This window comes from Leifsonia sp. 2MCAF36, assembly GCF_052115525.1.
Taxonomy (GTDB): domain Bacteria; phylum Actinomycetota; class Actinomycetes; order Actinomycetales; family Microbacteriaceae; genus Leifsonia.
Genome location: NZ_JBFRGV010000013.1, coordinates 1 through 22,643 on the forward strand (window position 1 = coordinate 1; position 22,643 = coordinate 22,643).

The 22,643-nt window shown below is 69.3% G+C and carries 25 protein-coding genes and 1 tRNA gene; 18 read left to right on the forward strand and 8 right to left on the reverse strand.

Features of this window, described 5'->3' with window-relative positions; translation table 11 throughout:
* The 6 genes from AB4079_RS17375 to AB4079_RS17400 form a co-directional block, all read left to right on the forward strand.
* On the forward strand, window positions 1-311 hold a 311-nt coding region (locus AB4079_RS17375), incomplete at its 5' end, for an IS30 family transposase (RefSeq protein WP_441788578.1).
* A gap of 87 nt (window positions 312-398) precedes the next feature.
* Window positions 399-647, forward strand: coding sequence for a hypothetical protein (locus AB4079_RS17380; RefSeq protein ID WP_441788579.1), 249 nt, complete (start codon window positions 399-401; stop codon window positions 645-647).
* 108 nt (window positions 648-755) lie between these two features.
* Entirely contained in the window at window positions 756-1,283 is a 528-nt protein-coding gene (locus tag AB4079_RS17385) for an FtsB family cell division protein (RefSeq protein WP_441788580.1), read from the forward strand.
* Window positions 1,284-1,289: 6 nt separating this feature from the next.
* Entirely contained in the window at window positions 1,290-1,805 is a 516-nt protein-coding gene (locus AB4079_RS17390) for a DUF501 domain-containing protein (protein WP_441788581.1), read from the forward strand.
* 64 nt (window positions 1,806-1,869) lie between these two features.
* A complete protein-coding gene (locus AB4079_RS17395) occupies window positions 1,870-3,138 on the forward strand; it encodes a S8 family serine peptidase (RefSeq protein ID WP_441788687.1) in 1,269 nt (422 codons plus the stop codon).
* Window positions 3,139-3,176: 38 nt separating this feature from the next.
* The gene (locus AB4079_RS17400) at window positions 3,177-4,598 is read left to right on the forward strand and encodes an NAD(P)/FAD-dependent oxidoreductase (RefSeq protein ID WP_441788582.1); all 1,422 of its coding nucleotides are present in this window, start codon (window positions 3,177-3,179) and stop codon (window positions 4,596-4,598) included.
* A 376-nt stretch (window positions 4,599-4,974) separates the two neighbouring features.
* On the opposite strand, the gene AB4079_RS17405 is transcribed toward AB4079_RS17400, so the two are convergent.
* Window positions 4,975-5,048: transfer RNA gene (locus tag AB4079_RS17405), tRNA-Leu, on the reverse strand.
* Window positions 5,049-5,438: 390 nt separating this feature from the next.
* On the opposite strand from AB4079_RS17405, the gene AB4079_RS17410 reads away from it, so the two are divergent.
* The 3 genes from AB4079_RS17410 to AB4079_RS17420 all read left to right on the forward strand — a co-directional run bounded on the left by AB4079_RS17410 (window position 5,439) and on the right by AB4079_RS17420 (window position 7,045).
* Window positions 5,439-5,813, forward strand: a complete 375-nt coding sequence (locus tag AB4079_RS17410; protein WP_441788583.1) for a YchJ family protein — start codon at window positions 5,439-5,441, stop codon at window positions 5,811-5,813.
* 150 nt (window positions 5,814-5,963) lie between these two features.
* Entirely contained in the window at window positions 5,964-6,554 is a 591-nt protein-coding gene (locus AB4079_RS17415; protein WP_441788584.1) for a GNAT family N-acetyltransferase, read from the forward strand.
* Between the two features lie 47 nt (window positions 6,555-6,601).
* Window positions 6,602-7,045, forward strand: a complete 444-nt coding sequence (locus AB4079_RS17420; protein ID WP_441788585.1) for a hypothetical protein — start codon at window positions 6,602-6,604, stop codon at window positions 7,043-7,045.
* 76 nt (window positions 7,046-7,121) lie between these two features.
* On the opposite strand, the gene AB4079_RS17425 is transcribed toward AB4079_RS17420, so the two are convergent.
* Together AB4079_RS17425 and AB4079_RS17430 are read right to left on the reverse strand one after the other, a co-directional pair.
* Window positions 7,122-7,664, reverse strand: a complete 543-nt coding sequence (locus AB4079_RS17425; RefSeq protein ID WP_441788586.1) for a phosphoribosyltransferase family protein — start codon at window positions 7,662-7,664, stop codon at window positions 7,122-7,124.
* Window positions 7,665-7,709: 45 nt separating this feature from the next.
* Window positions 7,710-8,636 carry an aminoglycoside phosphotransferase family protein gene (locus tag AB4079_RS17430; RefSeq protein WP_441788587.1) on the reverse strand — a complete coding sequence of 309 codons (927 nt, stop codon included), beginning with the start codon at window positions 8,634-8,636 and terminating at the stop codon, window positions 7,710-7,712.
* Window positions 8,637-8,840: 204 nt separating this feature from the next.
* On the opposite strand from AB4079_RS17430, the gene AB4079_RS17435 reads away from it, so the two are divergent.
* The 3 genes from AB4079_RS17435 to AB4079_RS17445 all read left to right on the forward strand — a co-directional run bounded on the left by AB4079_RS17435 (window position 8,841) and on the right by AB4079_RS17445 (window position 11,355).
* Window positions 8,841-10,055 (forward strand): sensor histidine kinase, encoded by a 1,215-nt coding sequence (locus AB4079_RS17435; protein ID WP_441788588.1) that lies wholly within the window; start codon window positions 8,841-8,843, stop codon window positions 10,053-10,055.
* Window positions 10,052-10,687 (forward strand): response regulator, encoded by a 636-nt coding sequence (locus AB4079_RS17440; RefSeq protein ID WP_441788589.1) that lies wholly within the window; start codon window positions 10,052-10,054, stop codon window positions 10,685-10,687. Before AB4079_RS17435 ends, AB4079_RS17440 begins: the two co-directional genes overlap by 4 nt.
* 107 nt (window positions 10,688-10,794) lie before the next feature.
* The gene (locus AB4079_RS17445; RefSeq protein ID WP_441788590.1) at window positions 10,795-11,355 is read left to right on the forward strand and encodes a histidine phosphatase family protein; all 561 of its coding nucleotides are present in this window, start codon (window positions 10,795-10,797) and stop codon (window positions 11,353-11,355) included.
* A gap of 27 nt (window positions 11,356-11,382) precedes the next feature.
* Here the strand turns inward: AB4079_RS17445 and AB4079_RS17450 are convergent, their stop codons facing one another.
* Together AB4079_RS17450 and AB4079_RS17455 are read right to left on the reverse strand one after the other, a co-directional pair.
* The gene (locus tag AB4079_RS17450) at window positions 11,383-11,973 is read right to left on the reverse strand and encodes a hypothetical protein (protein ID WP_441788591.1); all 591 of its coding nucleotides are present in this window, start codon (window positions 11,971-11,973) and stop codon (window positions 11,383-11,385) included.
* Window positions 11,974-11,986: 13 nt separating this feature from the next.
* Window positions 11,987-12,898: an arginase family protein gene (locus tag AB4079_RS17455; RefSeq protein ID WP_441788592.1), complete on the reverse strand. Its 912-nt coding sequence runs from the start codon at window positions 12,896-12,898 to the stop codon at window positions 11,987-11,989.
* Between the two features lie 71 nt (window positions 12,899-12,969).
* On the opposite strand from AB4079_RS17455, the gene AB4079_RS17460 reads away from it, so the two are divergent.
* Window positions 12,970-13,359: a hypothetical protein gene (locus tag AB4079_RS17460; protein ID WP_441788593.1), complete on the forward strand. Its 390-nt coding sequence runs from the start codon at window positions 12,970-12,972 to the stop codon at window positions 13,357-13,359.
* Here the strand turns inward: AB4079_RS17460 and AB4079_RS17465 are convergent.
* Entirely contained in the window at window positions 13,356-15,536 is a 2,181-nt protein-coding gene (locus AB4079_RS17465) for an Ig-like domain-containing protein (protein WP_441788594.1), read from the reverse strand. The genes AB4079_RS17460 and AB4079_RS17465 overlap by 4 nt on opposite strands.
* 191 nt (window positions 15,537-15,727) lie before the next feature.
* On the opposite strand from AB4079_RS17465, the gene AB4079_RS17470 reads away from it, so the two are divergent.
* From AB4079_RS17470 to AB4079_RS17485, 4 genes are read left to right on the forward strand one after another with little or no spacing between them, the layout of a single operon-like run.
* A complete protein-coding gene (locus tag AB4079_RS17470; protein WP_441788595.1) occupies window positions 15,728-16,399 on the forward strand; it encodes a TetR/AcrR family transcriptional regulator in 672 nt (223 codons plus the stop codon).
* Window positions 16,396-17,652: an MFS transporter gene (locus AB4079_RS17475; RefSeq protein ID WP_441788596.1), complete on the forward strand. Its 1,257-nt coding sequence runs from the start codon at window positions 16,396-16,398 to the stop codon at window positions 17,650-17,652. Before AB4079_RS17470 ends, AB4079_RS17475 begins: the two co-directional genes overlap by 4 nt.
* The gene (locus AB4079_RS17480; protein ID WP_441788597.1) at window positions 17,652-18,944 is read left to right on the forward strand and encodes an amino acid deaminase/aldolase; all 1,293 of its coding nucleotides are present in this window, start codon (window positions 17,652-17,654) and stop codon (window positions 18,942-18,944) included. The genes AB4079_RS17475 and AB4079_RS17480 overlap by 1 nt, the downstream gene beginning before the upstream one ends.
* Window positions 18,941-20,254, forward strand: a complete 1,314-nt coding sequence (locus tag AB4079_RS17485) for a D-arabinono-1,4-lactone oxidase (protein WP_441788598.1) — start codon at window positions 18,941-18,943, stop codon at window positions 20,252-20,254. The genes AB4079_RS17480 and AB4079_RS17485 overlap by 4 nt, the downstream gene beginning before the upstream one ends.
* A gap of 120 nt (window positions 20,255-20,374) precedes the next feature.
* Here AB4079_RS17485 and AB4079_RS17490 read toward each other — a convergent pair whose 3' ends face one another.
* Both AB4079_RS17490 and AB4079_RS17495 read right to left on the reverse strand, forming a co-directional pair.
* Window positions 20,375-21,259 carry a M48 family metalloprotease gene (locus AB4079_RS17490; protein ID WP_441788599.1) on the reverse strand — a complete coding sequence of 295 codons (885 nt, stop codon included), beginning with the start codon at window positions 21,257-21,259 and terminating at the stop codon, window positions 20,375-20,377.
* A gap of 7 nt (window positions 21,260-21,266) precedes the next feature.
* Window positions 21,267-21,833 carry a LemA family protein gene (locus tag AB4079_RS17495; RefSeq protein ID WP_441788600.1) on the reverse strand — a complete coding sequence of 189 codons (567 nt, stop codon included), beginning with the start codon at window positions 21,831-21,833 and terminating at the stop codon, window positions 21,267-21,269.
* Between the two features lie 164 nt (window positions 21,834-21,997).
* Here AB4079_RS17495 and AB4079_RS17500 point away from each other — a divergent pair, with 164 nt between their 5' ends.
* Window positions 21,998-22,624, forward strand: a complete 627-nt coding sequence (locus tag AB4079_RS17500) for a TetR/AcrR family transcriptional regulator (RefSeq protein WP_441788601.1) — start codon at window positions 21,998-22,000, stop codon at window positions 22,622-22,624.
* Window positions 22,625-22,643 lie beyond the last annotated feature (19 nt).

The following is a 22,643-nucleotide window of genomic DNA, read 5'->3' on the forward strand; positions in this document are numbered from 1 at the left end:
CCGCATTGTTCTCGACCCTGACCTGGGATCAAGGCACCGAAATGGCCGAGCACGCCCGCTTCACCATCGCCACCAACTGTCCGGTGTTCTTCGCCGACCCGCACTCTCCCTGGCAACGCGGCAGCAACGAGAACCTGAACGGGCTGATCAGGGACTTCTATCCCAAAGGCACCAACTTCAACACCATCACCGACACCGACCTCGCCGAAACCCAACGCCTGCTCAACATCCGCCCCCGCAAAACCTTGAACTACGCCACCCCAGCCGAGAAACTCGACGAATACCTACAAGGCGTTGCACTCACCAGCTGAAACCACCGCGGCCAAAGGGCACATTTGGGGCAAATGCGCGAGCAACGAACCGCGCCTCACGGAAGGGCGGGCGGGCAGAATGAGGGGGTGGTGCGGGTGCAGACCGAGGTCGTGCCGCTGGTGCTGTTCCTGGCGCTGGCGGTGCTGTTCGCCGTCCTCGGGGTGTTCTGCCTGGTGCGGCCGGGGCGCGCGGCCGCCTTCTTCGCCGACGAGGATGCGCGTCGCCCCTTCCGCCCGCGCGACGCGCGGGCGCTGGGCGTCGTTTTCGCGGTGGGCGGCGCAGCCTTCGCCGCAGTGGGCATCGTGCGTCTGCTGGTCGTCCTGAGCGGCGGCTGAGCGCATCCCGACACCCCGCAGCGCCGCGGGCCGGGCGTCGCCGATCGCCTACGATGAGAGGGGGCCGTCAGGCTCCGCTCCGCACGCGAACCATGACAGGGAGGGCCCATGCCGAAGCCGCGCACGCGCCGCGTCCCTGTGCGGATGTCCGTCCCGACCGGCACCGGACGCTGGCTGCGCCAGCTGCACTTCTCGGCGTTCTCGCTCGTGATGATGGGCGTCCTCGTGCTCGCCGTCATCATCCTCGCTCCGACCGTTCAGGCGTTCCTGTCGCAGCGGCAGCAGATCGCCGACCAACAGCGCGCGGTCGACCAGCTGGCCACTCAGGTGGACACGCTGAAGGATCAGCGCGCGCGCTGGAACGACCCGAGCTACCTGCGGGCGCAGGCGCGGGACCGCCTGTACTACGTGATGCCCGGCGAGGTCAGCTACCTCGTCATCGACGACCGTGCGCCCGCGGCGAAGCAGGACGGCACGCCCGTCAGCTCGAAGCTGCAGAAGACCCGTACCGACTGGGTGGGTTCGCTCTTCGGCTCCTTCATGGGGGCCGGCCTGACCGAGGCCACGCCGCAGCAGTTGAGCGGGACGCCCGCCCCCGATCCGACCGCCACAACGACACCCGTACCGAAGAAGTAGTCCCGCATGACCACACCCCCTTTCGACCCCGTGACCGACGAGGACATCGCGGTCGTCTCCGAGCAACTCGGCCGGGCCGCACGCAACGTCGTCGGCATCGCCGCGCGCTGCGTCTGCGGCCGTCCCACCGTGGTGTCGACCGCACCGCGCCTGGACGACGGCACGCCGTTCCCGACCTTCTACTACCTGACGCATCCCGCGGCCACAGCGGCCATGTCGGCCCTCGAGGCGACGCAGGTGATGAACGAGTACAACGAACTCCTGACCACCGACGACGAGGTCAGCGCCCAGTACCGGGCGGCGCACGAGAGCTACCTCGCCGACCGCGAGTCGATCGCCGCGGTCGAGGAGATCGCCGGCATCTCCGCCGGTGGGATGCCCTCCCGCGTGAAGTGCCTGCACGCGGTGGCCGCCCACGCGCTCGCCGCAGGCCCGGGCGTCAACCCCATCGGCGACCTGGCGCTCGCCCGCGGCGGCTGGTCGCCCGCGGTGTGCGAGTGCCGCATCCACCTCGCCGGCTAGGAACGCCGTGCGGGGGAGCGGGGCGGTCGGGAGCAGCGGGATGCGCCTCAGCGGTGGCGGACGGATGCGGCGCCTGGCCGCAACCGTGGCTGCCGCGACGATCGCCGTCGCCACCGCGGTGGTCCCCGCGACCGCCGCGCGGGCCGACCAGGTGCGCGACCTGGAGTACTGGCTGAACGACTACGGCTTCTCGCAGGCCTGGAGCACCACCCGGGGGGCCGGCGTGAAGGTCGCCGTCATCGACACCGGCGTGGACGGTTCGGTCCCGGACCTCGCCGGCGCCGTGGTGGGCGGGACCGACGTCTCCGAGGTGGGTGCGACGAACGGCCAGAAGCCGCTCGGCGACGGCGACAACGCCAACCACGGCACCTGGGTGGCGTCGCTGCTCGCCGGTCGCGGCACCGGTGCGGGCAACGGAGTACTGGGCGCCGCACCGGAGGCGAGCATCCTCTCGGTCTCCGTTGCACTGGGCAAGGCGATGGGACCGGTCGGCAGCGACGCGCAGATCGCCCAGGCCGTTCGCTGGGCGGTCGACAACGGCGCCTCCGTCATCAACATGTCGCTGACCCGGAACACGCTCGACTGGCCGGTGAGCTGGGACCAGGCGTTCCAGTACGCCTTCGCCCACGACGTCGTCATCGTCGCGGCCGCGGGCAACCGGGGCAGCGGCACGAGCGAGGTCGGCGCGCCGGCCACCATCCCCGGTGTGCTGACGGTCGCGGGCGTCGACCGGGCAGGCAAGGCGAGCTTCGACGCCTCCGCCCAGGGCATCACCATCGGCGTCTCCGCTCCGAGCGAGCAGCTCGTCGGAGCCAACCCGGGCGGCGGGTACGTGCAGTGGGCGGGAACGAGCGGAGCCACGCCTCTCGTCGCCGGCGCCGTCGCCCTGGTCCGGGCGGCGCATCCGGAACTGAAGGCGGCGGATGTGATCGAGCGTCTCATCCGCACGGCGAAGCCCGCGGGAGGGACGGTCCCCAGCCCCATCTACGGCTACGGACTGTTGGATGCGGCGGCCGCGGTCACCACGGACGTGCCCCACGTCACCGCGAACCCGATGGGCGACCTGGGAGACTGGATCCGCATCCACCGGCGCGCCGAGTCGCCGTCGGCCACCTCGCCGCCGTCGCCGGGCCAGAATGTGCAGGCGGCACCTGTCCCGAAGAAGCTCAGCCCCGAACGCGCGCTACCATGGAGAGACATCTTGTGGCCGCAATGGAGCGTCCTCACCGCCTTCTGGCTTCCGTTCGCCCTGATAGCCGGCTTCCTCGCCCTCGTCGCCCTCGGCGGCGTCGGCGCGTGGCTGCATTTCAGGCGAACGCGCAGCAGGGGGTAATGTAGGCCCAAACTTTCGTGTTGAGGAGACGCATCACTGTGCCCAAAATCCTGATCGTCGGCGGTGGCTACGCCGGCTTCTACACCGCGTGGAAGCTCGAGAAGCAGCTCCGCGCAGGCGAGGCCGAGGTCACCATGGTCGACCCGCTGCCGTACATGACGTACCAGCCGTTCCTCCCCGAGGTCGCGGTCGGTTCCATCGAGCCGCGTCACGCGGTCGTCGCGCACCGGCGTCACCTGAAGACGACCAACATCATCACGGCCAAGGTCACCTACGTCGACCACGCACGCAAGGTGGCGACCATCCAGCCGCCGGTGGGCGAAGCGTACGAACTCGAGTACGACATCGTCGTGGTCACCGCGGGCGCCGTGTCGCGCACGTTCCCGATCCCGGGCGTCGCGGACCAGGCGGTCGGCCTGAAGAACATCGAGGAGGCCGTGTACATCCGCGACCGCCTGCTGACGAACTTCGACAAGGCTGCCTCCATGCCGGCCGGCCCGGAGCGCGATCGACTCCTCACCGTCGTCGTCGTGGGCGGTGGCTTCGCCGGCATCGAGATCTTCGCCGAGCTGCGCTCCTTCGCGAGCGCTCTGCTGAAGCGCTACCCCGAGCTCGCGTTCGAGGACACGCACTTCCACCTGATCGAGGCCATGGGCCGGATCATGCCCGAGGTGTCGCTGAAGACCAGCCACTGGGTGATCAAGAACCTCGCAGAGCGCGGGGCCGAGATCCACCTCGACACCCAGCTGCAGAGCGCGGTGGATGGCGTCATCCAGCTGTCCACCGGCGAAAGCTTCGAGTCGGACCTCATCGTCTGGACCGCCGGCGTGATGGCGAATCCGACGGTCGTCCGCCACACCGACCTCCCCATCGAGGAGCGCGGCCGCCTCCGCGTCCGCGCCGACCTCCGGGTGGGCACCGAGGACGAGATCATCGCCGACGCCTGGGGTGCCGGCGACGTGTCCGCCGTGCCCGACCTGACCGGCGCCGGCGTCGGCGGCTACTGCGTGCCGAACGCACAGCACGCGGTCCGCCAGGGCAAGCTTCTGGCGAAGAACATCGTCGCCTCCCTGCGCGGCGAGCTGCCGCGCCAGTACTACCACAAGAGCCTCGGCGCGGTCGCCGGCCTCGGCGTCGGCATCGGCGTGCTGCAGTCCGGCAAGATCGCGATCACCGGCGTCATCGGCTGGCTCGCGCACCGCGGCTACCACGGTCTCGCGATGCCGTCGTGGGAGCGCAAGTGGCGCGTCATCTGGGGCTGGTGGAACAACTTCTGGCTCGGCCGCGACATCGTGTCGATTCAGGCCGTGCAGAACCCGCGTGCCAACTTCGAGGAGTTCGCCGCCCGTCCGAAGCCGGCCGTCGAGGCCGCTCCGGCCGTGGAGGAGCCCGCCAAGAAGGCTCCCGCCCGCAAGAAGCCGGCCGCTGTGAAGCAGCCGGCCGAGGTCACTGCGAAGTAGCCTGCCTGTCGTCCTGACGGTGGCCGCAGCATCCTGATTCTCAGGAGGCAGCGGCCACCGTTTCAGTTCGTCGCGACCCGACGCGGTGGGGCGGAGGAACCGCGAGCGCGTGCGGCGCTGTCATCCTCCGTTTCGTGCCTCTCGCGGCGTGTCGAATCGGATCTCCTCCGATTCCCACAGGCCCAGTGCGGAGTGGTGGCTCGCCGGCAGGGGAGGAGAACACTCCCGACACGCCGCATCGGGATCGGGAACGGAGGAGAAACGAGGGCCGCCGAGGAGCGGGTTCCTCCGCGCTGATTGACTCCCGGGCTGCGGTTCCTCTCCGCCTGTCCACCATCCGTTATGAGCTAGCGTCAGACACGGACCGCTCGAAAAGTACCCCCAGTGGGACTCGAACCCACACTCGGGCGAGTTTAAGTCGCCTGCCTCTACCGATTGGGCTATGGGGGCCGGGGCCGACGGCGTGGGCCGGGCGACGGTGCGGTCGGCTGGTTACCGGTTGCGGTACGGCGACTTGACCATTTGGATGATCGCGGCCGTGGCGAGGCTGCCCCCGACGATCACGACGAGCCAGATGAGACCGATGAGCAGACCTTCCATGCGCTCAACGCTACACCGTCGCCGCCGTCCGCCGCGTCTGCGAACACCTTCAGGGCATCCCAAGTCCGTGCGCATACTCCGGGCCGAAACTGGGGCCAGACACCCTTCTGGTGAGGTGTCCCCGACCCGGCCGGTGCCCGACATCCCCCCGACGTGGTCACCGGCCGGGTTCACCTCTGCAGCGCATCGTGTGGGGCGCGCATCCCTTCGGCGCGCATCCCACCCGGCTAGGCTCGATCGGTGACCACGCGCTGCCACTGCCTCAGCGGCGAGACCTACGACGCCTGCTGCGGACCGCTCCACCGTGGCGCTCCCGCGCCGACCGCCGAGCGGCTGATGCGTTCCCGCTTCAGCGCGTTCGCCCTGGGCGATGCAGCGTACCTGCTGCGCAGCTGGCATCCCTCGACCCGTCCCACCGAGCTCACGCTCGACCCGGGCCTGCGCTGGTACCGGCTCGATGTCCAACGCACCGAGCGCGGGGGACCGTTCGACACGGACGGCGTGGTGGAGTTCGTGGCCCACTACAAGGGAGACGAGCGCGGCAGCCTGCACGAGACGTCCCGGTTCGTTCGCGAGGGCGGCGAGTGGTTCTACCTGGATGCGCTGGAACGATAGCTGCCGCCACGCCCCGACAATCCTCCCTGGGGCCCGCAAGCGTCGGGCCGCTGTCACAGGCTCTCGGATGCATTGCGTGAGGCCGGAAATGGCGCGTGTCGGTTGATTGTCCGGCTTGCGGACGTCCAACGGCTGTCGCATCATGGCCCTGTGTCTCAGGCGACGTTGCATACCGATCGTATTCGGCTGGTCCCCTTGGGCGACGAGCATCTGGAGTTCGAGGTGGAGTTGGATTCCGACCCTGAGGTGATGCGTTATCTGACCGGCGACGGCCGCACCCGCGCCCAGGTCGAGAAGGCTCACGGTCTTCGGCTGGCGACGGCGGAGTCGGTGCCGGGGCTCGGCTTCTGGGTCGGATTCGTGGATGACGAGTTCGTCGGCTGGTGGCTGCTGCAGCCTGCCGGCTGGGGAGACGGTCCCATCGTCCCGGGCGAGGCCGAGCTGGGTTACCGGCTCCTGCGGCGCCACTGGGGCAAAGGTCTCGCCACCGAGGGATCCCGCGAGATCCTGCGCCACTCGTTCCAGGACCTCGACCTGCACCGGGTGTTCGCCCTCACCCTGACCGTGAACGAACGTTCCCGGGCGACCATGTCTTCGACGGGCCTCCAGTACGTCCGGACCTTCTACGAGGACGACGACGACCGCGACGGCAGCGAGCTCGGCGCAGTCGAATATGCGATCACCAAAGACCAATGGGGAACGGCACGGGCCAGCACGGATGCCGCGACACCCGCAAGGTGACCGGCACACGCGCAGTGGGATGAGCGATCTGCGCCATCATTGTGCCCATGACATCGGAACTTGATTGGGCGCGCTTCCGTGAGGCGTTCGAGGACGACCTTGGCGTGCTCCCTGATGGCGAGGTACTCGGATATGCGGAACACGACTGGGACACCGTGTTTGAGATGCTGCACCACAGCGGCTGGAAATTGACAACGAGTGATGGGCATTCACCGCTGCCACCCAACATAAGGGATCTCGCAGAGGCCGATAGTTTTGCTGTTTGGCCCGTTGACGGGGTACGCGTCAACTTCTTCCCCGGTCCAGACGCGGTGATTTTCGACATCGACCTCCGCGAGATCGTCGACCAAGCCTCAGTGGACGGCGTGGCCCGTGTCATGAGGATGCTCGGAACCACGCTTCACCGAGATGTCGTGATTCGAGAGGAAGGCTCGAGTTGCCCGGCGATCGTTCGCTACACCACTGCAACGGACCAGTTCTCATTGGGTTGAATCCGAGGCAATTCTCGGAAGGGCGGCGCCTCGAGCTGGCCTCGACATACTGCGCGGGATCGGCTTGCGGACGCTTCTATAGGTCGCGGATGTTCAGCAGTGCGCGAACGCGCAGCGTTCGTCGAAGGCCGGGTTCGTGCAGGCCGTCGACGATGACCGCGGCGCCGCACCACCTCGCGCCACTCATCTCCACAAGGGACCGGCATGCACCGGACTGTGCACCGGTGTCCACCCAATCGTCGACGAACAGGACGGAGTCACCAGACGTGAGAAGGGAACGGCGTAGCCCGAGCCGAAGGTGCCTGTCGCGATAGTCCGGGACGGTCGAGATCATCCACCACGCATCACTGTCGGCAGAGGGACCTGGATCCTTCCTCACCTCGGCGAACCCGACGCCAAGGTGCTGCGCCACCAGAACTCCCAGCAGGCTTCCCCTCGATTGAGTGCCTAACACCACCGTCGGTCGCTCATCGGAGAAGAGTCCAGCGAGGGCAGCTCCGATCTGCTGGACGACCTGTGGATCCCTCCACCAGCCGGTGACATCGGCGCGATAGTCCGGATCAGTGCGGTCGCCGATCCACCGGAATGTGGCACGCAACTGGTCCCGCAGCTCTGACATCGCAACATCGTGACACATCGTTTCGAGGTGGCGAGGGAGGATCTCTCAGCGGACCGGTCCGCGGTGGGTGACGAACGCGGCAACCTCCGGGTCACGGAGGATCCTCGTGAGGGTGCTTCGCCCGAGCGCGCTGATTCCGGGGAGCGATTCGCGGTAGTACCAGACCAGTCCCATCGCCTGTTGGAAGGCCCATGCTGCCCCGCGTTGCCACTCCAGCTCGCTGCACCCTAACTCGTGGCGCAGCACCGCGCGTCCATCCTCTTCGAGCATGTGCCATGCGGCGACGAGGTCGAGCGCCGGATCGGCGGGGCCGAATCCTCCTCCATCGAGGACCCCGACCAGATGCTCGCCGTCGACCAGAAGGTTCCCGGGGATGAGGTCGCCGTGCGTCATCATGTCCGGCCCGGCGGCCGGTAGCGTGCGGAGTCTGCTCCAGTACAGGCGCAATTGACCGACCGGCAGCAGGCCTTCACTCTGCCGGAAGCAGGCATCCATCCATTGGTCGGAGTCTTGGAGGTTCCCTCCTCGCCCGCCGCCGCCGAAGCTTCGCCCATTCGTGTCCGCCGTCCGCAGCGTGCCGATGAGTGTCGAGAGGTCGCGGGCGAAGGCGGCTGATGTCTCCAGGGCGTGTGGTGAGGCGACGTCGCCGGGCAGCCAGGTCTGCACCGACCAGGGCAGCGGGTAGGTGCCGCCCGGATCGCCGATTGCGACAGGGGCTGGTGTCGGGAACGGGCAGCACACCGCCAGGTCGCGCATCGCTTCGGCCTCTCGGTTGAGGCTGGCTCTGACCGCGTCCGGATCGGCGGCGCGCAGCGGGAACCTGGCAGCGAGGTCGTCACCGATCCGGAAGATGGCGTTCACTGTGCCGTCGACCGCGATGCGGCGCACGGTCATGCCGGCCCACCCGGGGTATTGCGAACCGATCAGGGTGCGCGCGAGGCCCTCGTCGATGCCCAACTCGTCACGGTGCATTGAGGCACCCAAACTGGTCCCGCAGCTCTGACATCGCAACATCGTGACACATCGTTCAACGCAGAAGGAGGACCGGCTATCCGGGCCGCCGCCCGTCCGTACCGGCAGGAAATCTTGACCTAGCGGGGTAATGCGCTCCGCCCAGGGGCTGAAATCTGCCCGAATAAGGCTCCCCGCACGTGCCCGAGCCGTAGCGTGTTCGGCATGAGTTCGTTCCTGCGTCGCAATCGATGGCTCGTCGAGCCGGTCATCGCCGTGGCCTTCTTCGTGCTGTGGGCGATTGAGGTCGTTGGCCGGCACCAGATCGCCCCAGGTTCGCTTCACGTCACCCTTCCGTTTTGGGCGGCGCTCCTCCTTCTGGCCGCGGCGATTGCTTTTTCGCGCCTGCGGCCGGTTCTGGCCATGGTGGCAGGCGCTGTCGCCCTGATCGGGCAGCTGCTCTTTCCAACTGCCATCTTCGACGAGCCACTGGTGTACTCCGGCTACGTGATCGTCATCCTCGTCATTGCCGCGACGACCCACGGGCGGATGCACGCAGTCACCCTCGCTTTCGCCATCGGGTCAGGTCTGTCGGTGGCGGGACTTCTCTCGTGGTCGCTCAGCATTGGACACGACAATGCCTGGACGCGTGCCCTGTTCTTCATCCTGTGCACGGGTGCCGCGGGATTGGGGTGGCTGGCGGGCACCCTGATCGGAACGTGGAGGAGGAAGCGCACCAGTGAGCTCGAGCTTGAGCGAGCGACGAGCGCGCTGCGCGCAGCGAAGACCGAAGTCGTCGTGGCTGAAGAGCGGGAGCGTATCGCTCAGGACGTGCACGACATCATGGCGCACTCACTTTCGGTGATCCTGGCCCAAGCAGACGGAGCGCGTTTGCTGGCTGAAGAAAGGCCAACGGCGGTGGTGCCGTCCCTCGCGACGATCGCCTCCACGGCACGCTCATCCTTGACGGAGGTCCGTGTGCTCATTGAGACCCTGGTCGGAACCCCCGACGGGCCGGGGCATCCCGGCATGAAGGATCTGGAGGAGCTCGTGCAGCGTCTGTCGGACGCGGGACTGACGATCACGGTCGAGCGCTTCGGTGACGCCATCGACCTCACCGTCGCGCAGCAGCTCGCTGTCTATCGGATTGTCCAGGAGGGACTGACGAACGCGCTGAAACACGCGGGTGCGGGAGCCACGGTGCGGCTCGCGCTCGACAATCGCGACGACGGCATCGCCGTCTCCATCGCCTCCCGGCCGGCCAATGAGGTCGGTGATCCGGCGGCCCCCAACCCGGCAGGAAGGGGTGTGATCGGTATGCGGGAGCGTGCTCGGCTCGCCGGAGGCTGGCTTGACGCGGGGGCCGACGACGACGTCAGCGGAGGGTTCCTTGTCGCGGCCTACATCCCGGCGAATGGACGAAGCGAGGTGACCCCGTGATCCGGGTGGCGGTAGTCGATGATCAGCCGCTGTTCTGCGCGGGATTGCAGATGATGATCGAGTCGCAGCAGGATCTCATTTTCGCGGGCGCCGCAACGAACGGGAACGAGGCCGTGGAACTGGCGCAGTCGGCGCATCCGGATGTCATGCTCATGGACATCCGAATGCCGGGGATGGATGGCATCGCCGCCACTCACGCTATCCGGAGCGCAACAGCTTCGCGTCTGCCGCGCATCATCGTCCTCACGACATTCGACCGCGATGAAGCGGTCGCTGCCGCGCTGCGAGTCGGCGCAGATGGCTTCCTTCTCAAAGATGCGACCCCCGACTTCATCCTGGCGGCGATCCGCACCATCCATGATGGGCACTCGGTCATCGCATCCAACGCCACGAGTGAGCTGTTCCGCACACTAGCCAGGCGCCGCCCCGAGGCGATTGATCCCCTCTCGATTCGCGAAAAGGAAGTATTCCTGCTCGCAGCCCGCGGTCTGAGCAACGGCGAGATCGGCCGTACCGCTTTCATCTCCGAAGCAACGGTCAAAACCCACGTCAGAAGCATCCTCGCCAAGCTCGACCTCACGTCCCGCGTGCAACTGGTGGCGTTCGCGCATGAGAACGGCCTCGTGCGCTGACCTACCCCGGAGGGCTCCGTCGTGTACTTATCGGTGAATGTCCGAGGCTAGGTTGCTCGATTGAGCGGAGGCAGCTGCGACGGCCGAGTTGCCTGTAGCGTCGGTCGGTGTCCTGCTTCTTCATTACCCACCCTGAAGTGGTGATCGATCCCTCCGTACCGATCGAGGATTGGGGTCTGTCTGATGCCGGGAGGGCGCGGGCGGCTATCCTGCCCAAGTGGATGCGCGGCGAGGTGCGCAGCATTTTCAGCAGTGCGGAGAAAAAGGCTCGCGAAACTGCTGCCATCCTCGGGGAGGCGCTCGGACTTGACGTCACGGTGGACCCGGCGCTCGGCGAAATGGATCGAAGCGCTACAGGCTACCTGCAGCCGGATGAGTTCGAACGGATTGTCGACGAGTTCTTCGCCTTCCCCGATCAGTCGGTGCGCGGTTGGGAACGAGCGGTCGACGCGCAGCATCGGATCGAACGTGCCGTACGCGGGCATCTTCAGGACGGCCACAACGACGCGGCAGCTTTCGTCGGTCATGGCGGTGTCGGAGGCTTGCTCCTCGGGAGCCTCAGTGGCCGCCCGATAAGCCGGAACCTCGACCAACCGGGGATGGGGAGCTACTTCATTTTCAATGCCCAGGATGGTCGAGCGTCGCTGCAGTGGCGGCGCGTGGAATGACCGCCCGGGTGGCGGTGCGGTCCACGGCTAGGGGTGGCCCCACACCGATCGCGCCTGCGGGGCGAGCGCGAGCAGCGGCGCACTGTCGAGCACGACGTGAGACTCGGACACATCGAAGGCCGGCCACTGGACGATCACCTCGAGCGGGCCCTCCGGCGGCAGCGGCCACAGCCACATCCCGTCATCGAAGCGGTAAAGGTCCTCAGACCCTCCGCCCGATCCGCCGGACGGGTTGAGGCTGTGCTTCTGCGGGGTCACGCCGTACATGCCGGGCGCTAGATCGGCGATCAGCTGCTGTCCGTCCCCGAGTACGACGCCGTAACGCACGCGATCGGGGTCGTAGCGCACGAAGTGATTGTGGATCTCGGACTGCATCTCTCGCCACTCCTGACGGCTTGCGCTTCCTCGCCGGATGCGACGGTCGATGACGAACTCGACACCGTTGCTGTAGATGCGGGCAATCGTCAAGATGATGGCGACCGTGTCGTTGATGGCGATTGTCTCACCGATCGGAAACACCGCAGGCAGCTCTTCGTCTGACGGCTTCCACCATGGCGCCGGAACCTGAGCGGTGTCTTCGGTCTCATCGTCGGGCGGGTCTGACGGGAAGAAGCTCACGGGGGCAAGACGATCACATCGGTGTCCGCCCCCGCAAGAGCCCGAGTCCGCTCAGCCCATCGACGACGATGTCCGTCACCAACCGGGCGTAGCGCCCGTCGGGGTCCAGGTCGGGGTCGAATACGGTCACGGATGCGCCGATCGCGCCAGGGGCGAGCCGGGCGAGCAACGCGGTCAGCTGTGACGCGTCGAGTCCGCCGGGGTCGGGACTGTCGACCGCCGGCATGATGCTGGCGTCGAGCACGTCGACATCGATCTGCAGCCAGTATCCGGTGCCGGCCACGGCGTGCGTCGCGGCGGTCACGTCGTCCGGGGCCCGCTCGATCGCCTGTGCGGCGGAGATCACCAGTCCGAGGGTCCCGCGGGCCTCGGCGGAGTGCTCGTCGTCCTGTCGGTGGCCGATGTGCACCACGCGTCCCGGGTCGAAGTAGGGGCCGAGACCGTCGATGTCCCCGACCGCCGGCCAGTGCAGGCCGACAGCGGCCGCGAGGTCCTCGCCGGCGATGCTCGCACAGGCATCGCTGTTGCCCGGGTGCCGGAAGTCCGTGTGGCCGTCGACGTGCACCAAGCCCGTCCCGCCGCGACGCGCCAACGCAACACCGATCCCGAGGAGCACGCTGCAGTCACCGCCGATGACCAGCGGGACGTCACCCGCGTCGAGAACGCTCGTCAGCCGAGCAGCGAGCCGCCGCGCATGGTCCACCAGCGCTGTCTGGTTGCGCACCTGGCCGTCGGCGCGCGTATCGTCGTCGTCGACGTATCGACCACCCAAAACGACGCCTGCATCAGCGGCTCCCTCGTTCATGAACCGCTGGAACAGGCCCGCCTCCCGCAGCGCTTCCGGGGCTTTGTCCGAGCCCGGAACGCTCCCGCGTTGCGGTGGCCGAAGCCCGAGATTGGTGGGAGCCGAAATCAGCGCGATCATCTTGCCAGCCTGACAGAAGCCACCGACCACGGACGCCCGTGACCCGATCCGCCGTCGATAGTGTTGGGGCCGTGACGGTGACTGGTAATCCTGAAGTGTTGGTGGTCGGATTCGACCCGCGCCTCCTACCCGGTGTCGACGCGGACGCGGTGGAGCCGGCTTTCGCTGCTGGTCGTGCACGCGCACGTGAGCTGGATGTGGAGCTCGTCGAGTGTCTGATCGCGCCGGACGAATCGGCCGTGCAGACGGTGACGCACGCCATTGCGGAACGTCCGTGGGCCTCCGTTGTCATCGGCGGCGGGCTTCGGGTGCCGGATGACGCCGTGCCGCTGCTGGAGATCGTGGTCGCGGCGGTCAGGAGTCTGGCTCCCGGAGCCGTGATCGCGTTCAACACGAGTCCGGTCGACTCGGCCGACGCAGCGCTCAGAGCCCTGGAAATGCGGGCGCACTTCGGTTCTTAGGGGATCGTGCGGTCGAGTGCGGGGGCGACGAAGCGCTCCCACAGCCAGAAGGCGACGCTGGTCGCCGCGAACCCGACAGCCGCGCCGACGACCACGACGACCCCGACGCCGCGCTCCACGAGCGACGCGACCGGGAGCAGCAGTGCGAAGAGCACCGTATAGACCACGAGACTCAGGCCTGCCCACAGCCAGCGGGACCACTGGACGATGGCGCGGCCAGCCAGCCCGCCGATCGGGAGCAGCATCACCGCGGCCGAGCCGATCCCGGCCAGGGCGAGGACGTTGACCAGCTCGGCGAGGAAGACGGTGACCGGATTCGTCGGCGCGGCGAACAGGCCGACGGCGAGCCAGGCGAGCACCCCGAGGGCGGCCACCGCGGAGACCTGCACGGCGGCGATGCGTCCCTGGCGCACACGCCCCGCCTCCGGCCCGAGGGTGAGGGTGAGGACCAGGGCGAACAGCAGTGCGGGGGAGAGCTCGAGCAGCCGGGAGCCGATCGCCGCGACAGCCACCACCACCAGCAGACCCGGGTGGAGGGTCACCCGCGGCATGGGCAGGTGCAGGTGCGCCGCGAGCCCACGCCCGGCGAGGACCCAGACCGCATTGACGGCCGCGACCGCGAGCGCCACCGCGACGAGGACGCCGGGGTACGCGCCCGCATCCGGCACGGGAGCGGAGAGCGTCACCAGCAGGGAGGCCACCGCACCCGCGACGACCGTGGGCCAGAGCGACTGGAGTCCCGTCGCCGGCTGGGTGAGCCCGGTGGCGGGGGATGGGGTTGGCGACGTGGATGCGGTCGGCGTCCGGCCGAACAGCGCGGAGGCGTCGGAGAGCTCGGACCGGGGCCGGTTGCGTCCGAAGAGGGAGGCCCGCTCGCTGTGCCGCCCCCGATCTGCTCGTCCTCGCGCGAGAGCGGCGGCGAGTAGGCGTGCGGGCAGGACGAGCAGCAGCAGGGCGGCGACCGCGAGGCCGACCGAGCGCATCCAGCCGGGGAGGGCGTCCGCCGTGACCGTCGGCGCTGACGCGGTGGTGAACGGCACGTCGACCCATCCTCGGGTCTCGGGATGCGGCGGCCCGGCGGGAGGCGCCGCTCCGGGTGCGACAGGCGCGGGCGTCGTCGGGGAGGGCGTCGGTGTCGGCGTGCGGGTCGGCGGCGGCGCGCGAACGGCGCTGCCCGCGGCGACCGTCAGCGTCACCGCGTTGCTACCGGCGCTGACGTTGCCGGCGGCGTCCCGCTGCAGGGCGGACAGCGTGTAGGTGCCGGCATCGAGCGCCCCCTGGCAGGACCATCCGCCGGCGACGACATCGGCGGTGCAGACCACGGCGGCGCCGCGGGCGGTCGAGGCGTACAGCGTGATGTGCGCGCCCGTCTCGCCTGCGCCGCCGAACGCGAGAGGCGTGCCCGGCGACGCGGAGCCTCCCGTCGGCGTCGTGATGGACGGGGCGGAGGGGGACGTGCGGTCCACGTCGATCGCGACGGCAGCGCTGGTCGCCGAACGCTGCGACGAGAAGTCGGCGACCTGGGTCGCGGTGATGGCATGGCGACCGTCGGTCAGGTCGGCGCTGAGGACGCATCCCCAGTTGCCGTTCGAGTCGGCGGGGAAGGTGCAGGAGGCGCCGGTGTCTGCCGTGACCGTGACGCTGGCACCCGGATAGGCCGTGCCACGGACGCCGCCGGTCGTGGGGACGACCCCGGAGCCCGCGATGACCGGCGGATGCAGCACCTTCACCTGGTCGGCGTCGCTTCCCCCTGGACCCGCGTCGGCGCGAACCGCCACCTTCGGGCCGTCGGGCAGGGAGGCGAGAGCGCAGCTCCAGCGGCCGTCGTCGCGGACGGTCGCCTGGCAGCTCTCGGAGGCGCTCGGCGAGGAGCCGCCGGAGACGCTCACCACGTCGCCCGGTGTCCCGGAGCCGGCGACGGTCAGCGGGAAGGTGGTGACGAGGCCGGAGGGCAGCCGGTCGAGGGCGAGGGGCTGTGCGGTCGGAGGCGGCGACGGCGTGCTCGACGGCGGGTCGGTGCTGGCGGGTGCGGCGGCCGCGGGGGCGCGGGCGGCGGTGGGCGCGGGTGTGGGTGCGGCGGTGGATGCCGCGGCGGGTGACGACTCCGCCATCAGCCCCGCAGCGCTGAGCAGCAGCGCGACGAGAGCGGCGACGGCCGCGACGGTCGCGAAAGACACCAGCTCGATCGACCCCCGTGGCCGGACTGGTGGTGACCCGTCGCTCGTAAATCCCCGCATTCCACCCCATTCCAGGGGGTAGTGGATGCCGCTGTCAAACGAATCGCCGGGATTTGCGGCATACTTCCATCTGGGTCAACTGTCCCACTTTCTCCCGCGCGACGGAGCGCGGCGGAACCCGAGGAGTCCGGATGACGCGCATCCCGGTGGCGGACCGGCGCACGGCGCTGGTGCAGGCCGCGCTGCGGGTGATCGCCCGGGACGGCGTCGCGGCAGCCACCACCCGTCGCGTCGTCGCCGAGGCAGGGATGCCGCTGGCGAGCTTCCACTACGTCTTCGCCTCGCGCGACGAGTTGATGGCCGAGCTCATCGAGGCGGCCGTGGAGAGCGAGCAGCGCGACCTCGCCCCCGTCCTCTCCGGCGACAGCGGCGGGCTCGGGATGCGCGACGCGCTCCGTGCGGGCCTCCAGCACTACTTCGACGGCCTCCGCGCCGATCCCGACCGCGAGAAGGCGATGCTGGAGCTGACCCAGTGGGCACTCCGCGAACCGGGCTTCGAGCCGCTGGCGCGGCGCCAGTACGCCCGATACCACGAGGTCGCGGCCGACGCCGCCGCCGCAGCCGCACGCCTCACCGGGTGCGAGTGGACCAGGCCGCTCGACGACGTGGCGCGCATCCTGGTCGCCTTCACCGACGGCCTCACCGTCGCCTGGCTGGTCACGCGCGACGACGCCGCGGCCGAAGCGACGATGGACCTGGCCGCCGAAGCGCTCGCCGCGCTCGCATCCCGCGCCGTACCGAACCCTGCCACACCCACGCTCGCCCCGCAGGCGACCCCCACCGAGAACGCAGGTACCCGATGACGAACACCTCCACCCCGGCCGTCTTCGCCGAACCGACCCGCAAGGTGCCCGGTCGCTGGGTCGCCGCCTTCGCCGTCGCCTGGCTGGGCGTGTGGATGGCGCAGCTCGCGCCCATCCAGAAGCTGCTGCCCGACCAGGTGCAGACCGAGCTGCACACCGGCTACTGGGTCGACAATGTCATCGCGTTCGGCGTCATCTCGGGCATCTCCGGCGTCTGCGCGATCGTCGCCTACCCGCTGACCGGGGCGCTCTCCGACCGCACGACGAGCCGCTTCGGCCGTCGCCGGCCGTGGATCGCCGTCGGTACGCTCGTCTTCGCCGTCTCCCTCGTGCTCCTCGGCCTGCAGACCTCCATCATCGGGATGGGCGTGTTCTGGTCCCTCGCGCTCACCGGGTTCTGCATCCTGACGGCCGCCCTCACCGCGACGATCAGCGACCAGGTTCCGGTGGATCAGCGTGGCTACGTGAGCGGTTGGATCAGCGCTCCGCAGGCGATCGGCATCATCCTGGGCGTCGCGCTGGTCACGTACGTCTTCGTCGGCGCGGTGGTCGGCTACACCGCGATGGCCGTGCTGCTGATCGTGCTCGTGCTGCCGTTCCTGTTCCTGCCGGATGCGGTGCTGCCGCGGGAGCTGCGGGAGCCGATGACGCTGCGCAGCATCATCGAGGGGCTGTGGATCAGCCCGCGCGAGCATCCCGACTTCGGCTGGACGCTGCTCAGCCGGGTGCTGGTCAACTTCGGCAACGCGTTCGGCACGTCGCTTCTGCTGTACTTCCTGGAGTTCGGACTGCGCGACCCGCACGCCGACGACGACCTGCTCATCCTCATCCTCATCTACATGGTGTTCGTGATCGTCTCGTCGCTGGTCCTCGGCCGGCTGTCCGACCGGCTGGGACGTCGCAAGGCGTTCGTCTTCGCGTCGTCCGCCGTCCAGGGTGTCGCCGCCCTGCTGCTCGGCTTCGTGCCGCAGCTGTCCGTCGCGTTCGTCGCGGCGGCGCTGCTCGGCATCGGTTACGGCTGCTTCCTCAGCGTGGATCAGGCCCTCGCAACGCAGGTCCTGCCCGACCCGGAGACCCGCGGCAAGGACCTCGGCATCATGAACATCGCCCTGGCCGTTCCTCAGGCGGTCGCGCCGCTGTTCGGGGCGATGATCGTCGCGGCGATGGGCGGCTTCGCCGGGCTGTTCGTCCTCTCCGCCCTGTTCGCGTTCGCGGGTGCGCTCGCGGTCGCCCGAGTGAAAGCGGTGCGTTGATGCCGGACCTCGACCTCACCATTCCGCCCCGGGCCTCGGAGCGCACCTGGACCACGCCCGACCTGTTCTGGCCGTCGCTGTCCGCGGCGACGGCGCGCCTCGATCCGCCGCTGGCGGTGTTGCACCTGCCCGCCCTGCGGCACAACGCGCACGACCTGCTGCGGCGCGCGCAGGGGCCGTCCGGCCAGCCGGCCAAGGCGATCCGCGTCGCCTCCAAGTCGGTCAGGGTGCGGTCGGTGCTGGATGCGGTGCTCGCGCTGCCCGGGTACGCCGGGGTGCTCGCGTACACACTGCCGGAGGCGCTCTGGCTGGCCGAGGGGGACGCCGGGCATCCGCCGATCGGGGATGTCGTGGTCGGCTACCCGACGGCCGATCGCGCGGCGATCCGGCGGCTCGCGGCTTCGCCGGAGCTCGCCTCCCGGGTCACGCTGATGGTCGACTCGGTCTCCCACCTCGACTTCATCGACGCGGTCGTGCCGCCCGCGCAGCGTGAGACGCTCCGGCTTTGCCTGGAGCTCGACTCCTCCTGGCAGGCGCCCGTGCTCGGTCACATCGGTGTGTTCCGATCCCCGCTGTACTCGGCCGACGCCGTCCGGGCGGTCGCCGAGGAGATCGTCCGCCGGCCCGGTTTCGCCCTGGTCGGGATGATGGGCTACGAAGCGCAGATCGCGGGTCAAGGTGACAATCCGCCCGGCAAGCCCGCCTGGGGCGCGACGCTGCGCTGGGTGCAGAAGAACTCCCGCGATGAACTGCTCGGCCGGCGCGGCGAGGCGGTCGCCGCGGTCCGCGGTGTCGCCGACCTGGAGTTCGTGAACGGCGGCGGGACGGGCTCGATCGAGTTCACCGCCTCGGACCCGTCAGTGACCGAGATCGCCGCGGGCAGCGGGCTGTTCGGGGGGCACCTGTTCGACACCTACCGGTCGTTCCATCCCGCGCCCGCCGCCGCATTCGCGCTTTCGGTGGTGCGCCGTCCCGCCCCAGAGACGGCCACGCTGCTCGGCGGGGGATGGATCGCTTCCGGACCGCCGGCCGCAGACCGGATGCCCAAGGTGGAGTGGCCGACCGGCCTGTCGATGGTCGCGCGCGAGATGGCCGGTGAGGTGCAGACACCCCTCACCGGAGCCGCGGCCGGCATCCTGCGGATCGGCGACCGGGTCTGGCTGCGGCACACCAAGTCGGGCGAACTCAGCGAGCACGTGGACGGCTTCCACCTGATCGACACGGTGGATGGCGGCGCGAGCGTGGTCGGTGAGGTGGCGAGCTACCGCGGCGACGGCCAGGTGTTCCTGTGACGGCCGCGGGTGGGCTCTGGCGCAATTGGGCGCGAACCGAAGCGGTGCGTCCTCAGGGGGTGGAACGGCCGGCGTCCGCCGAGGCGGTGCAGCGCGCGGTCCAGGCTGCCGCCCGCAAGGGGATGCGCGTGAAAGCCGTCGGTGCCGGGCACAGCTTCACGGGCATCGCGGTCGCTCCGGGCATCCAACTCGACCTCGACGACCTCAGCGGGATCGTGGAGGTGGACCTCGAGCGCGGACGCGTCACCTTCGCCGCGGGGACGCACCTGCACCAGCTCCCCAGGCTGCTCCACCCGCACGGGCTGGCACTGGAGAACATGGGGGACATCGACCGGCAGACCATCGCCGGCGCGACCTCCACGGGTACGCACGGCACGGGCGGCTCGTTCGGCGGGCTCGCCACCCAGATCGTGGGCCTCACGCTGGTGACGGGGGAGGGGGTGCTGCTGCGGATCGACGAGACGCAGAACGCCGACCTGCTCCCCGCCGCCCGCCTCGGCCTCGGCGCGCTCGGCGTCATCGTCGACGTGACCCTGCAGTGCGTGCCCGCCTACCTGCTGCAGGCGGTCGAACGCCCGGAGCCGCTGCAGGCGACGCTGGAGTCGTACATCGAGCGTTCGGCGAGCGAAGACCACTTCGAGTTCTACTGGTTCCCGCACACGGAGACAGCGCTCACCAAGACGAACACGCGGCTGCCGCTCACCGCCGAGCGCCGGCCGCTGTCCCGCACCGGGCGCTGGATGGACGACGAACTGCTCGCGAACGGGTTGTACCGGGGCGTCTGCGCGCTCGGCACGGTGGCGCCCGCCGTCATCCCGCCCTTCAGTCGGCTCGCCCAGCGCCTGACCGGCAACCGGGACTTCACCGACCACGCGCCGCGGGTGTTCGTCACCAACCGCACGGTGCGTTTCCGTGAGATGGAGTATGCGCTGCCCAGGGAGGCCGTGCCCATGGCGCTCGCCGAGGTGAAGGCGCTGATCGAGCGGCGCGGCTGGCGCATCTCCTTCCCCGTCGAGGTGCGCAGCGCGGCGGCCGACGAGAACTGGCTGTCGACGGCGTACGGGCGCGAGAGCGGCTACCTCGCCGTGCACCGGTACTACCGGGAGGACCAACGCGAGTACTTCGCGGCGGTCGAGGAGATCATGGTCGCCCACGAGGGACGCCCGCACTGGGGCAAGCTGCACGGCCGGGATGCGGACGCGCTGCGGGCGGTCTACCCGCGGTTCGACGACTTCGTCGCCGTCCGCGACCGGCTCGACCCGGAGCGCCGCTTCGAGAACGCCTACCTGCGCCGCGTCCTCGGCCCCTGACCCGCCCGCTCGGCCCGCCCGGCCCGCCAACCGCGGCGTCTGCGCCCGTTTGTCGCGTGTGCACCCGCGCGCGCAGCCGCCCACGTTCCAAACGAGCGCAGACGTGCGGCGGCTGAGCCGCTAGAAGCTGCCGCCCATCTCCTGGAGGCGCTCGACGCGCTCCGGGATCGGCGGGTGCGTAGAGAACAGCCGGGCCATCAGGCCGGGCTTCAGTGGGTCGGCGATCCACAGGTGCGCCATGGACGAGTTCTGCTTGCGCATCGGCCGGCCGTAGGCCTCCAGCTTGAGGAGGGCACTCGCCAGCGCATCCGGGTGCCGGGTGGTCATGGCGCCGGTCGCATCCGCCAGGTACTCGCGCTGCCGAGAGACGGCCAGCTGCACCAGGGTCGCCACCAGCGGCGCCACGATCGCGGCGGCCAGCCCGAAGATGAGGACGACCGGGTTGCCGCCGCCGTTGTTGTTGTTGCGGTTGCCGCCGAAGAACGCCATCCGCAGGAAAATGTCGGCGATGAAGCCGATGGCCACGGTGAGCCCGAACACGATCATCCCGAGCCGGATGTCGTAGTTCCGCACGTGCCCGAGCTCGTGGGCCATGACGCCTTCGAGTTCCGCGTCCGTCATGATGTCGAGCAGCCCGGTCGTCGCGGCGACGGACGCGTGCTCGGGGTCGCGGCCGGTGGCGAAGGCGTTCGGGGCCGGGTCGTTCACGATGTAGACCGCCGGCATCGGGGTTCCGGTGGCGATCGACAGGTTCTCGACGACGTTCCACAGCCGCGGGTTGTCGGCCTTCTGGATCGGGATGGCGCCCGACATGCTCAGCGCCTGACTGCTGGCCAGGTAGTACTGGAACAGCGCGTAGAGCACCGCCCCGATGACCACCACCACGAGGATCGTGTAGCTGTGGTAGATGTACGACGCCAACCAGCCGAGCGCACCGATGAGAACCAGGAACAGCAGGATGATGAAGACGGTGTTGCGCTTGTTCCTGGCGATCGCCCTGTACATCTAGGCCCTAGAACTGGACGCGCGGGGGCTCAGCGATCGCGGCGAGGTTGTCGACCTCGAAGAACTCGCGCTCGGTGAAGCCCAGTCGTCGGGCGAAGAGGTTGTTGGGGAACACCTTGATCTTGGTGTTGAACTCGCGGACGCCACCGTTGTAGAAGCGGCGCGACGCCTGGATCTTGTCCTCGGTGTCGACCAGGTCGGCCTGCAGGCGCAGGAAGTTCTGACTCGCCTGGAGCTGCGGGTACGCCTCCGCCACCGCGAAGATGCTCTTCAGGGCGGTCTGCATGTGGTTCTCGGCGGTGGATGCCTCACCCGGTGTCTGCGCGGAGAGCGTCTCGGCGCGCGCCTTGGTCACCGACTCGAACACACCCTTCTCGTGGGCGGCGTATCCCTTGACCGTCTCGATCAGGTTCGGGATGAGATCGGCGCGGCGCTTCAGCTGCACCGTGATGTCGCTCCACGCCTCGTCGACGCGCACTTTCAGCGTCACGAGGGAGTTGTAGGTGGCCCACAGATAGATCCCGATGATCGCCACGATCACGACGACGATGATGACCGGAATGAGCCATTCCATGTTCGCAGAACTCCTTGTGTGCAGGGCGCCGGATCGAGCAGATCCGCAGTCCACATCCTAGCTTCGGGGGAGTTGGCGCTCACCGCGTTCCCATCACACTCGAAGCAAGCGCCTCGGTGATGGACAGGGGGACGACAGGGCGCGACCAGGTGCACAATGGCCTCGTGAGTGAGCTCGCCGAACGTCGCCGACCCGGCCGCCCGCGCAAGGAGCGCGGCGCCGCCTCGGCGCGCGCTGCGATCCTGCGCGCTGCGGCCGAGGAGTTCGCCGAGCGCGGCTACGAGGCGGCCTCGCTCCGGGCGGTTGCGCGCCGTGCCGGGGTGGATTCCGCGCTCGTCCACCACTACTTCGACGGCAAGGCCGACCTGTTCGCGGCGACCCTCGAAGTGCCCCTGCGACCGGACCGGCTGCTGGATGTGGTGCTGTCGGGTCCACGGGAGGACATCGGGGAGTCCCTCGTCCGCTACGTGCTCGAGCGTCTCGACGACGAGAAGTCCGCCCGGCGGATGGTCGTCATCATGCGCACCGTGCTCGGCGGTGGCCCCGGCACGCGGATGGTGCGCGAGTTCCTGGCGCGCGAAGTGCTGTCGAAGCTCGCCGCCCTGAGCGATGCGCCGGACGCGGCCCTGCGCGGTGAGCTGGCCGCCGCACAGCTGGTCGGGATCATGGTGACCCGCTACGCGCTCCAGGTGGAGCCGATCGCGAGCACCCCGGCGGACGAGATCGCGCGCCGGGTGGGCCCGGTGCTGCAATGGCATCTCTTCGGCGGACCCGATGCACCGCTCTCTTGACGTGGGCCCTCCGACAGGC